Origin of the sequence: Butyricicoccus faecihominis, assembly GCF_024462775.1 — a bacterium.
Classification (GTDB): domain Bacteria; phylum Bacillota; class Clostridia; order Oscillospirales; family Butyricicoccaceae; genus Agathobaculum; species Agathobaculum faecihominis_A.
Map to the genome: position 1 here is coordinate 20,488 of NZ_JANGCE010000039.1, position 10,584 is coordinate 31,071.

At 57.8% G+C, this 10,584-nt stretch carries 14 protein-coding genes; 4 read left to right on the forward strand and 10 right to left on the reverse strand.

Annotated features, from left to right (window positions below; genetic code table 11):
- Positions 1-124: 124 nt before the first annotated feature.
- Entirely contained in the window at positions 125-628 is a 504-nt protein-coding gene (locus NE562_RS15610) for a flavin reductase family protein (protein ID WP_280963348.1), read from the forward strand.
- Positions 629-708: 80 nt separating this feature from the next.
- Positions 709-2,319 (forward strand): trypsin-like peptidase domain-containing protein, encoded by a 1,611-nt coding sequence (locus NE562_RS15615; protein WP_280963349.1) that lies wholly within the window; start codon positions 709-711, stop codon positions 2,317-2,319.
- 180 nt (positions 2,320-2,499) lie between these two features.
- Here the strand turns inward: NE562_RS15615 and NE562_RS15620 are convergent, their stop codons facing one another.
- The 6 genes from NE562_RS15620 to NE562_RS15645 are packed head-to-tail and all read right to left on the reverse strand — an operon-like array spanning position 2,500 to position 5,517.
- Positions 2,500-3,042: a chromate transporter gene (locus NE562_RS15620; RefSeq protein ID WP_280963350.1), complete on the reverse strand. Its 543-nt coding sequence runs from the start codon at positions 3,040-3,042 to the stop codon at positions 2,500-2,502.
- The gene (locus tag NE562_RS15625) at positions 3,039-3,575 is read right to left on the reverse strand and encodes a chromate transporter (RefSeq protein ID WP_280963351.1); all 537 of its coding nucleotides are present in this window, start codon (positions 3,573-3,575) and stop codon (positions 3,039-3,041) included. The genes NE562_RS15620 and NE562_RS15625 overlap by 4 nt, the downstream gene beginning before the upstream one ends.
- Positions 3,572-4,015: a shikimate dehydrogenase family protein gene (locus tag NE562_RS15630; protein ID WP_280963352.1), complete on the reverse strand. Its 444-nt coding sequence runs from the start codon at positions 4,013-4,015 to the stop codon at positions 3,572-3,574. The genes NE562_RS15625 and NE562_RS15630 overlap by 4 nt, the downstream gene beginning before the upstream one ends.
- The gene (locus tag NE562_RS15635; protein ID WP_280963353.1) at positions 3,976-4,431 is read right to left on the reverse strand and encodes a shikimate dehydrogenase family protein; all 456 of its coding nucleotides are present in this window, start codon (positions 4,429-4,431) and stop codon (positions 3,976-3,978) included. Before NE562_RS15635 ends, NE562_RS15630 begins: the two co-directional genes overlap by 40 nt.
- A gap of 1 nt (position 4,432) precedes the next feature.
- Entirely contained in the window at positions 4,433-4,720 is a 288-nt protein-coding gene (locus NE562_RS15640; RefSeq protein ID WP_280963354.1) for a putative quinol monooxygenase, read from the reverse strand.
- Positions 4,721-4,737: 17 nt separating this feature from the next.
- Positions 4,738-5,517, reverse strand: a complete 780-nt coding sequence (locus tag NE562_RS15645) for a TIM barrel protein (RefSeq protein WP_280963355.1) — start codon at positions 5,515-5,517, stop codon at positions 4,738-4,740.
- A 106-nt stretch (positions 5,518-5,623) separates the two neighbouring features.
- On the opposite strand from NE562_RS15645, the gene NE562_RS15650 reads away from it, so the two are divergent.
- Complete coding sequence (locus tag NE562_RS15650; protein WP_280963356.1) at positions 5,624-6,523, forward strand: AraC family transcriptional regulator; 900 nt, start codon at positions 5,624-5,626, stop codon at positions 6,521-6,523.
- 36 nt (positions 6,524-6,559) lie between these two features.
- On the opposite strand, the gene NE562_RS15655 is transcribed toward NE562_RS15650, so the two are convergent.
- The 4 genes from NE562_RS15655 to NE562_RS15670 are packed head-to-tail and all read right to left on the reverse strand — an operon-like array spanning position 6,560 to position 10,371.
- Positions 6,560-7,612 (reverse strand): TRAP transporter substrate-binding protein, encoded by a 1,053-nt coding sequence (locus NE562_RS15655; RefSeq protein WP_280963357.1) that lies wholly within the window; start codon positions 7,610-7,612, stop codon positions 6,560-6,562.
- A gap of 13 nt (positions 7,613-7,625) precedes the next feature.
- Positions 7,626-8,915 (reverse strand): TRAP transporter large permease, encoded by a 1,290-nt coding sequence (locus NE562_RS15660; RefSeq protein ID WP_280963358.1) that lies wholly within the window; start codon positions 8,913-8,915, stop codon positions 7,626-7,628.
- Positions 8,915-9,436 carry a TRAP transporter small permease gene (locus NE562_RS15665; RefSeq protein ID WP_280963359.1) on the reverse strand — a complete coding sequence of 174 codons (522 nt, stop codon included), beginning with the start codon at positions 9,434-9,436 and terminating at the stop codon, positions 8,915-8,917. The genes NE562_RS15660 and NE562_RS15665 overlap by 1 nt, the downstream gene beginning before the upstream one ends.
- Positions 9,437-9,477: 41 nt before the next feature.
- Positions 9,478-10,371 (reverse strand): NAD(P)-dependent oxidoreductase, encoded by an 894-nt coding sequence (locus tag NE562_RS15670; protein WP_280963360.1) that lies wholly within the window; start codon positions 10,369-10,371, stop codon positions 9,478-9,480.
- On the opposite strand from NE562_RS15670, the gene NE562_RS15675 reads away from it, so the two are divergent.
- On the forward strand, positions 10,370-10,584 hold a 215-nt coding region (locus NE562_RS15675; protein ID WP_280963361.1), incomplete at its 3' end, for a hypothetical protein. The two genes, NE562_RS15670 and NE562_RS15675, sit on opposite strands and share 2 nt — an antisense overlap.

Genomic DNA, 10,584 nt, shown 5'->3' on the forward strand with positions numbered 1-10,584 from the left:
AATTTGGCGTTAGTGGTAAGAATTGCGTGGGCGCGCTTTGCGCGCGATTAAAATGATCGGCCGACGGCCGATACCGCAATTCCTAACTACTAATTCCTAACTAACAGTAGTGGGAGGTATTTTTATGTCACTTACCAAAATCGATATTACAAAGCAAGCCATGCACGTATTCGACCTGCTCGCTAAGGATTGGATGCTGATTTCCGCGGGCACGGAGGAAAAGTGGAACACCATGACCGCGAGCTGGGGCGGCATCGGCGTGATTTGGGGCAAGCCCTCGGTGACCGCGTATATCCGCCACAGCCGCTATACCAAGGAATTTGTTGATAACAGCGAGTATTTTACCATCACTTTTTTACAGGATGGACACCGCGACGCGCTCAATACGCTGGGTTCCAAATCGGGCCGCGAGATCGACAAGATGCACGAAAGCGGCCTAACGCCGGTGTTTGTCGAGGGCCAGCCCACGTTTGAAGAGGCGAAGCTTGTGCTTGTTTGCCGCAAGCGCTGCAAGAGCGAGATCGCGCCCGAAGATATCCTGCAGCAGGAAACGATCGATAAGTGGTACGGCGACCATGATTTCCACACGATGTATATCGGGGAGATCGTCGCGGCGTACCAAGGATAAAAACGCAGAAAACCCATATCCCGTTCACAGAAAAACCACAGGCGTCGGTCAGAATGGGGATATAAGGAGGGAGCAAATCCATGAAAAAGAAGCTGCTTAGCCTGTTGCTGTCGGCATTGCTGGCAGTCGCCTCCATACCGTTCGCTTTCGCGGGGTATGAGAATTTTACGGCTGCGAAAAGCTATGTACAAGGCCAGTTTACCGATGTGCCCGTGGGCGCGTGGTACGCGGGCAACGTCGCAACGGCGTACGAATACGGCCTGATCAATGGCACAACGGCCACCACCTTTGCGCCGGACGACGACCTGACATTGGCCGAGGCCGTCAAGCTGGCGGCTTGCCTGAGAAGTATTTACGAGACCGGCGCAGCGGATTTTTCTTCCTCCAAACCGTGGTACCGTACCTATGCGGATTACGCCCTGCGGGAGGGCATTATCGCGGCCGACTACGCAAACTACGATGCGAACGCCACCCGCGCGCAGTTTGCCGTGCTGTTTGCCGCCGCCCTGCCGGATGATGCGCTGCCCGCCATCAACGATGTGGAGGACGGCGCGATCCCGGATGTATCCTCCGCCAGCATGTACGCCGCTTCGGTCTATAAGCTGTACCGCGCGGGCGTGCTGACCGGGTCGAATTCCTCCGGCCGGTTCCAGCCCTCCAGCAATATCACGCGCGGCGAGGTCGCCGCGATCGTCACGCGCATGGCGGACAAATCGCTGCGCAAAAGCATCACGCTGCTGAAAAAGGAAGATACGTCGCTTTCAAGCGAGGACCTTTTTGCAAAGTGCTCGCCCAGTGTGTTCTATATCGAGATCTATGACAAGGCGGGCAACGCGACCGCCGCCGGCAGCGGCGTGTTCCTCACCGCGTCGGGCGAAGCCGTGACCAATTATCACGTGATCGAGGGGGCGGCTTCCGCCAAAATCCAGACCGCGGACGGCAAGGTGTACGACGTTTCAGGCGTTTACGCCTACGACGAGGAGCTCGATCTGGCGCGTATCAAGGTGAACGGCTCGGGCTTTACGCCGGTCTCGATCGGCGACAGCGCGTCCCTTGCCACCGGCGCCAAGGTATACGCCATCGGCAGCCCGCAGGGCCTTTCCAACACCCTGTCGGACGGCATCATTTCCAATGCAAAGCGCACGATCAGCGGCATGGATTATATCCAAACCACCGCCGCGATCTCGCACGGTTCCTCGGGCGGCGCGTTGCTTAACGCCTCGGGCGAGCTGATCGGTATCACCTCCGCCTATATCGACGGCGGACAGAACCTGAACCTTGCCATTCCGGCGTACTATCTGGATGAGCTGGGCACAGGCTCGCTTAAAAGCTTTGCCGATTTGACGGGGCAGGCCTCGCAGGTCAACTCCAAGGTCGCGTGCTACGACGGCTATTATCCCGCGCCCGATTACGGCGCTTATACCGGCGCGCCGGTTTACAGCAAGAACCTGACGGACGGCATTCAGCATTATTATTACGACCTGCGAAGCATTTCCACCGGCGTGGAGGTGGCTGTGGACGGGTATATCGGCTGCCTTGAGGATAACGGCTTCCGCGTTGTGAACGCGAGCGAGGGCGACGGCCAGACCATGCTGTATTATTACCAGAACGGCTACAGCATCGCGCTCGGTTTCGGCCTTGAAGAGGTCGGCCAGCGCGCGTTCATCCATATCATGCTGCAAAAGAGTTAAACAAAAGGGTCTTTTGCAAAACAAAAAAACACTCGATTGTCATTCTGAACGAAGTGAAGAATCTCACACGAACACGCGGAAGATGTGTGGGAATCGCGTGCTCGCGCGAGATTCTTCGTCGCTTTACGCCTCAGAATGACAAGTTTTAGAGTGTTTTTTTATTTTGCAAAAGGCCCTTTATTATATCCTGAAAATCATGCCGAACAGGGCGGCGGAAAAGACCAATACCAACGGGTGTACGCTTTTGGTGCGGGGCAGGTGGGTAATGACCAAACCGGCCGCAAAGATCAAGAACGCGGGCAGATGAGCGGTACCGTCAACAAATAAACTGATTTGCATCAGTCCCCATACCGCGCTGATGATCACGGCCACAACGGCGGGGCGTAAGCCGTAGAAAAAGCGCGTGACGGCGGGGTGCTTGCTAAAGTCGCGCAAAAAGGCGGCGATTAGGTTCACCAGAATCAAGCTTGGCACGCACAGTCCCGCAACCGCACACAAGACGCCGGGCAGACCGGCCGCTTCAAAGCCAATATAGCCGGCCATGTTCACGCCGCCCGGTCCGGGAGCGCTTTCGCCTACTGCGATGATGACCGCCATTTCTTCGGGTGAGGTCCAGCCGAATCGCGCAGGCAATTCCAGCAAATAGGGGATCGTGGCCGCCCCGCCGCCCAGCGTACATAGGCCGATCCGGGCAAACGTCCAGAACAAGGTGCAGCAGGTCACGAAGGCTTTCCCCCTTTGAGCAGCAGCCCCAGCAGCCCTGCCCCGAGCATGACCGCGATCAGCGGCACATGCAGCAGTAGGGACAGGACGACCCCGGCGGCGCAGAGCATCACGGTCGGAATGTCCACCAAGCTTTTTTGGCCCATGCGCCAAGCGGTGTTACATAACAAGACGCACACCATGGCGCGTATGCCGGCAAGCGCGTGCTGAAAAAGCGGCTGCTCGGTCAGATGCTGAAAGGAGAAGGCGATGCAGGTGATCAGACAGATGGGCGAAGTGATTTGCCCTAGCACCGCGGCAAGACTGCCGGGCACTCCCGCTACATGGCTGCCGACATAGACGGCGGTATTAACGGCGATAATACCCGGCGCGCACTGCGCGACGGCGTACATGTCGATCAGTTCTTCTTCCGTCGCCCAGCCATAGCGCTCCACGACCTCGTGTTGTAGCAGCGGCAGCATGGCCAACCCGCCGCCGAAGGTAAAGGCGCCCAGCCGCAGGAACGCAAAATAAAGCCGGCCATATTGCTTCACAGGCGATCTCCTTCGCATCCGGAGAGGCGGCGCAGGGTATCGGACATGAAGCCGATAGGGGCGTCATACCCCGTCCATAGCTTAATCTGGCGCGCCCCTTGATAAACAGCCATGGCGCGCCCGTTCATGGTGCGGCAGCCCGCCGCCTCGGCATCGGCAAGCAATCGGGTCCGCGCCGGGCGGTAGGCGAGGTCGCACACGAACAGGCGCGGTGAAAGCAGCGCGGCGGGCAACGGGGTTTGCCCCACGTGCGGCTCCATGCCAAGGCCGGTCGCGTTAATCAGGATATCGGCCATGGGCAGGGCGGATGAAAGCTCGCCCCAAGGCAATGCTTCACATGGAATAGGGAAGCGGAGGCTCACCGCCTGCGCAAGCGCGCGTGCGGTTTCCAGCGTGCGGTTCACAAGCAGGATGCGCCCCTTGCCGCGCAGGCAAAGCACAGCGCGCGCGAAGCGCCGCCTGCGCCCAGAACCAGCAGTGTGGCGCCGCGGATATCGCCGTATGCTCCGGTGAGGGCGTCGGCAAAGCCCTCGCCGTCCGTATTGTGGGCGGTCCACCGCCCGTTTTTGAAACAAACCGTATTGCACGAGCCGATTTGCGCGACCAGCGGGTCCAATTCGTCCAGATAGGGGAGGATGCTGATCTTGAGCGGCTTGGTGACGGCCAGCCCGATAAACGGCATGCGGCGGAATGCTGCGAGCAGCACGGGCAGATCGTACGATTCACACTCCACAGGAAGGTAGAGTGCGTCCATGCCCAGCGCGCGAAACGCGCTGTTCTGCATGGCGGGCGCGAGTGTAAAGCCCAGCGGGCGGCCCAGCAGCGCGATCAATCCGGTGCGTGTCGAGACGGACATATCAGGCAAGCACCTGATAGCGGGTGACCAATTCGGCATCATCAAACATGGCGGCGAACTGCGGAACGATGCGGGTGAAGTGCTCTGTCGCGACGTGGGTATCGATCGCGGCCTGATCCTTCCAGCATTCGATGAACAGATGCACGCGCTTGTCCTCCTCGGCTTGCACCGAGCGATAGCCGGCGCAGCCGGGCTCGGCGCGGGAGCTTTCGGCAAGCTCTGCCGCCAGCGCATGATAAGCGTCGAAGCAGGCGGGCTTGATGACCTGACGGGCGATGGTAACGATCATGATAATATCCTCCTTTTTTAAAACGCCGCGAGCTTTTGCACGCAGTCGGCTGAAGAAATTTCGGGATCGAGCTCAAAGCCCCAAACGATATCAAGGCCGAGCTCGTCACAGACGACATGCTTGATCTTATCAAAGTTGATCTCGCCGGTGCCCGGCTCGTGGCGCTCCGGACAGTCGCCCACATGAATATAGCCGAGTACGTCCGCGTATTTGCGCAGATTGGCGACCATGTTGCCTTCCATCTGCTGCATGTGCCAGATATCATACAGTATTTTTAGGTTTGGCGATCCGACCACCTTGCACAGGTTTCCGGTATAGCGGCAGCTGGTCATGTAGTAACCGGGTTTTGAAATGTTGTTGACCGCTTCTAGTACGAGGGTTACGGCAGCCTGCTCGGCCATGCGCGCCGCGTCCTGCGCGGTCAGCGCAGCGCTGTAAAGCTTGACCGGTTCGTCCAGATCGCTGCCGTCGCTGGTAAACGCGCCGGTATCGTCCATGGCCTGCGAATGAATGACGAGATTTTGGCAGCCAAGGGTCTTGGCGACCTCGATGGACTGCGCCAGATAGTCGAGGAATGCCGCGCGATCCTTTGGCACGATCAGCGAGGCCTTGAAATCTGCCGAAAAGGTGGTGACCGTCAGCCCGTGCTTGTCGCATTCGGCCTTGATGCGGTCGATGTCGCGGCCCGGCCAATAGCCAAATTCAACATACTGAAAACCTGCTTCGGCCACCTTGGCAAAGCGGTCGTAAAAGTCGTGCTCTAAAAATATTTTTTCAATACAGATCGATTTTTTCATGAGTATTCTGCTCCTTTTTAACATGAGTCCGGGCTTGACGGCCCGCACAAGATGCAATACAATAAAATGAACAAGTAACGGCCGGAGCCGGAGAGGGGGGAACGCCGTGATCAAGCTGCATTTTGAAAAACAGCCTTCTACGTTCCTTGCGGATAACGCGAATTTTCAAGTGACCGAGATTACCCACGTATTTGGCAACCCAAACTGGGTGTTTCATTTCCATTCCCACGAGGCGCTGGCGGAGATCATTTATATCGCCGGTGGACAGGGGATATACACGGTGAACGATTCGGTGTTCCACGCGAGCCGGGGCGATTTGCTGATTATCAATCCCGACACGGTGCATTCGGTTGTTTCCGACCCGAACGATGCGCTGGATGCATGGACGCTCACGATGACGGGGGTCAAGCTGGATAATGTGCCGCCCGGCTACATCGTTTCGCCCAAGACCTATCCGTACTATGCGGCGGGCGAGGCGGGGGAGACGATCCGGCTGCTGCTGGAACGAATCCTTGCCGCCTATACGCAGGACGCGGCCAGCCACTACACGCACGATTTGACGCACATGCTGAGCCTGTCGCTGCTGCTGATTGCGCACCGTATGGTGGAGCACAACGATTCCCACGCTAAGCCTACCCGAAAGGAAACCACACGCAGGCAGATTGCGCTCGACATCCTGCATTACATCGATAAGAACTACCGCACCGTGATCAAGGTGGAACAGCTTTCCGCGCACTTTCACGTAAGCGCCAGCTATCTGACGCACCTTTTCACAACAGAGTTCGGCATTTCGCCGATCAACTATCAGATCAGCCGCCGCATGAGCGACGCGCAGTGGCAGCTGATCCGCACGACGCATTCGGTCAGCGCGATCGCGCGGCAGGTGGGCTATGAAAACCCTTACCACTTCACCAAGCTGTTTATGCGGCACATCGGCCTGCATCCGCAGGCGTTTCGCGAACGGTTTACCACGGTAACGCCCGATGAATCCTCGTTGTTCTTATAAAGCTTTTGTAGAAGCTCCCGCTCTCGCGGGGGCTTTTTATTCCTCGTAACCGCATTTGATCTTGGCTCGGTCGACCGCGTCGAGCAATGCGTCGGTCAGTTCGTCGCCGACCTGCTCACGAATCATGGGCCAGACCTGTTCTTCCTCAATCGCGGAGATCTGGTTGAATACCTCGTCCGACAGATGGACGACCTCCATGCCCGCGTCGATCAGATCCTGTTCGTTGTTGATGCTGTCCGAGCGCTCACGGGAGATGGGAAGCAATTCGGTGCAGCAGGCGTCGATCCAGCTCCGGTACTCCTCCGGCAGCTCCTGATAAAACCGGTCGTTCGTGATCACGGTGATGTCGTGGAACAGGTGGTTGGTCGCGACCGCGTACTGCTGAACCTCTTGATAGTTGTTCAGGAGAAAGTTCACGTAAGGGTCCTCCTGCGCCATAAGCAGGCCCTGTTGCAGGGCAAGGAACACCTCGCCGCGGTTCATCGGGGTCGGGTTCGCGCCGAGCGCCTTCCAAAGCGCCAGATGGATGGGGTTTTCCATCGTGCGGATGTCCAGCCCTTTAAAATCGTTCAGCGTTTGCAATTTGCGGTTCGACGAGGTCTGCCGGTAGCCCATGTCCGAGATCATCAGCAGCTTCAAGCCGATTTCGGGATACAGCGCGTCGTACACCTTGCGAAATTCGGGGTCGTCCAGCGTTTGGCGCGCGATTTCAATATTGGGGAATAAGTACGGCATATCGAGCACCTTTGCGCCCGTGATATCGTTTACCTGAGCCGAGTGATTCTGCACGACAAACTCCACATCGCCCGAAATACAACTTTGAATCAGCTCTTTGTCCGAACCGAGCTGGCCGGACGGGTATACATGCGCGGTGATCTTGCCGCCGCTTTTCTCTTCCAGCATTTCCGCAAGGCTGGTGGCGATGATGCCGGTGACGGAATCCGGCTGAGAATCATAGGCGACGCTGACGACCAGCTTGCCTTCCTTATCCGGGCTCGCGACCGCGTTCAGCGGTTCGCAGGCGGCGCAGGAGAGCGTTACGCCGCCGGTAAGCAGCAGCGCGGTAAGCTTTCGCAATCGTTTTATCATTTCCGGCCCTCCTTTACTGGACGAGCAGCAGGGAGACCTGCGGCACAAAGGTGATGATTAGTAGCGCGATAAAGAAGGCCGCCATAAACGGCACCGCCTTTTTCGCAATCGCTGTTACGGGCAGCTTGGTCAGGGTGGAGGCGACGTACAGGTTGTTGCCGATCGGCGGCGTGACAAAGCCGATGGCGAGGTTTACGATCATAATAACGCCGAAATGTACCGGATCGATGCCCGCCGCCGTGACGATGGGCACGAGGATGGGGGTCAAAATCAAAATAGCGGGGCCGGTGTCCATCACCATGCCGACGAACAACAAGAATACGTTGATCAGTAGAATGAGCGCAACCTTGGAGCTGATCGCCGAGCCCATGGCCTCGGCCAGCTGCTGGGGCGCTTGTGTCAGCGTGAGCACGCGGCTGAACGCCTGCGCCGCGCCGAGGATGAACAAGATGGGCGCATAGGTCTCCACGCCCTCGCGTAAAACGGCGTACAACTCGCGGGGCTTTAGCGTTTTGTAGACAAACAGGCAGATCACGAGCGCGTACACGACCGAGATGACCGCCGCTTCGGTCGGCGTGCAGATGCCGCCGTAGATCGAGCCGAGAATGATGACCGGGCTGAGCAGAGCCCAGAAGCTTTCCATAAACACCTTAATAAAGCCCTTTTGGCGAAGCTCTGCGATGTTTTCACGCAGCTTCTCCTTATCCTCGCCGTGCTTTTTACAGTAGAAGACGGAATAAACCATCAGGCAAACGCCGATCAGGATGCCGGGCAAAATGCCGGCCATGAACAGCGCGCCCACCGAAGCGCCTGAGTTCATGGAATACAGGATGAACGGAATGGACGGGGGAATAATGACGCCCAATCCGCCCGCGATAGCGACGAGCGCCGCGCAGAAGGTCAGATCATAGCCGAGGCTGACCAGAATCGGGATGGTCATCGCACCGACCGCCGCGGTGGTCGCGGGCGCGGAGCCCGAAATGGCCCCGTAAAACAGGCAGGTGATGACCGCCGCGCACGGCAGGCCGCCGGTCTTATCGCCAATAAAATAGGAGAATACGTTAAACAGCTTCTTGGATATGCCGCCGCGCGCCATGATGATACCCGACAGCACGAACATCGGAATGGCGATCAGGGTGATGGAATCCAAGCCGGAAACCATTTGCCGGAGAATGAACATGGGGCTGGCCGCAAAGGTGGGGTCAAGCCCGTAGGGGATCAGAGAGATCATGGCGATCACGACACAGATCGGGACCGCGAGCACCAGCAGCACCAGCATGCCGGCAAAAATTGCGCCTACCATCAGACCGTGCCCCCTTCCTCAGGTTTCGTGTTGATGACAATATCGTGCGTATGGTTTTTGCCAAGGCCCTTGAACACGACGATGAGCGCCTGAATACTGCGCACCGTGGTCAGGATAAAGCCCACCACGGGGGCTAGATAGACGTACACCATCGGCATGCCGAGCGCGGCGCTCGTCTGGTGCATGGAGCCGAGCTGCACCACCGCCACCGCCGCCATATACCCGAAAAATGCTGTGAGCGCGATATACACCACCGCGATGCATATGTGCCGCACCATGCGCGGCATCGCGGCGACCAGCATGGTAAGGCGCATGGCCGATTGATTCTGAATGGTAAAGCTGATGCTGAGAAAGCCCGACCATACGAACAGATACCGCACGACCTCTTCCGCCCACGAAAGGGACGAACCCATGACGCGGCGCATGAATATTTGCGCGATTTCCACAACAAGCATGACCACGAGCATTGCCACCAGAAGAACCTCTTCAGCATGTCGGTTAAGCCACTTGATCGCTTTCATTCCTTTCCCTCCTGTCTGTTTCCCTTGCTTTGCGTAGCCGTTCAGCGGCGTTTTACCTCGGCTCCCGCGATGTCCTCCAGAATTTTTGTAACGGCCCAGTTATCCTCGTCCGGGTAGCGGATGAAGCCGGCCTGCACCATTTCGCGGGCGATCGCAACAGTCGGCATGGCGCAGCCCACCTCGCGCGCCAGATCCATCGTGATATTCAGATCCTTGCTCATCACGGCAAGCGACGAGCCGGTGTTCTTGAATTTGCGATCCATGATGAGCGGCACGCAGATATCGAACAGCTTGCTGCCCGCAACCGAGGTGCTGATCACGTTTTGCAGCACCTGCGGGTCCACGCCTGCCTTGCAGCCCATGACCATCAATTCAAAGATCGCGGTGTACTGCGCGCCGACCAGCGCTTGCAGGCATGCCTTGACGACCTGCCCCTGACCGGGCTCTTCTCCCACGTGGTTGGGATTGGTCGCGATCGCGTCCATGACGTCGGCACAGCTTTCGTAAACAGGTTTTTTTCCGGCCGCCATCAGCGTTAGCGTGCCGTTCTGCGCGCCCGGCAGGCCGCCGGAGACCGCGCAGTCGATCATTTCAATGCCTTTTGCCGCAAGGCCCTCGTGCAGTTTTTTTGCATACCCCAGACCGATGGTGGAGGTTAGGAAGTAGACCGAGCCGGGGCGCATTGTTTGCACAAGACCGTTTTCGCCAAACGCGACGTCAAGCGCCTGCTGGCCGTTGAGCACCATGACGAACACAACATCCGCGTCGTGGCCCACCTCCGCCGGGTTGGCGCAAGGCTGGCCTCCTGCCTCGCGGAATTCGTCAAGCTTGGGGGCGAATACATCAAAGCCCTTGACGGGAAACCCCTTTTTTATCAGGTTTTTGGCCATGCCCATGCCCATGTTGCCAAGACCGATCATGCCGACTGTTTTCATGATTCACTTCTCCTTTTATAATAGACCAAGAATTGAGATTTTGAAAGAGACAGCGAACTGGAATCGTTCGCCGTCGATGTGGGGGATTCAGGAAGATTGGCTGCGGGGCGGGGTTGACGCCCCGCAGCCGAAAATGAAGGGAGCTTTTTCAGCCGAACCGTTTTTGCAGCTCGGGGATATCGAGGTAGTACCCATCGATAAAATCGCCGCCGT

Excerpts from the sequence above, each read along its gene's own strand:
- NE562_RS15615 (WP_280963349.1), top strand. The coding sequence starts at position 709 with ATGAAAAAGAAGCTGCTTAGCCTGTTGCTGTCGGCATTGCTGGCAGTC.
- NE562_RS15640 (WP_280963354.1), bottom strand. The coding sequence starts at position 4,720 with ATGATCGTTACCATCGCCCGTCAGGTCATCAAGCCCGCCTGCTTCGAC.
- NE562_RS15645 (WP_280963355.1), bottom strand. The coding sequence starts at position 5,517 with ATGAAAAAATCGATCTGTATTGAAAAAATATTTTTAGAGCACGACTTT.
- NE562_RS15665 (WP_280963359.1), bottom strand. The coding sequence starts at position 9,436 with ATGAAAGCGATCAAGTGGCTTAACCGACATGCTGAAGAGGTTCTTCTG.
- NE562_RS15660 (WP_280963358.1), bottom strand. The coding sequence starts at position 8,915 with ATGGTAGGCGCAATTTTTGCCGGCATGCTGGTGCTGCTGGTGCTCGCG.
- NE562_RS15635 (WP_280963353.1), bottom strand. The coding sequence starts at position 4,431 with ATGTCCGTCTCGACACGCACCGGATTGATCGCGCTGCTGGGCCGCCCG.
- NE562_RS15670 (WP_280963360.1), bottom strand. The coding sequence starts at position 10,371 with ATGAAAACAGTCGGCATGATCGGTCTTGGCAACATGGGCATGGGCATG.
- NE562_RS15655 (WP_280963357.1), bottom strand. The coding sequence starts at position 7,612 with ATGATAAAACGATTGCGAAAGCTTACCGCGCTGCTGCTTACCGGCGGC.
- NE562_RS15610 (WP_280963348.1), top strand. The coding sequence starts at position 125 with ATGTCACTTACCAAAATCGATATTACAAAGCAAGCCATGCACGTATTC.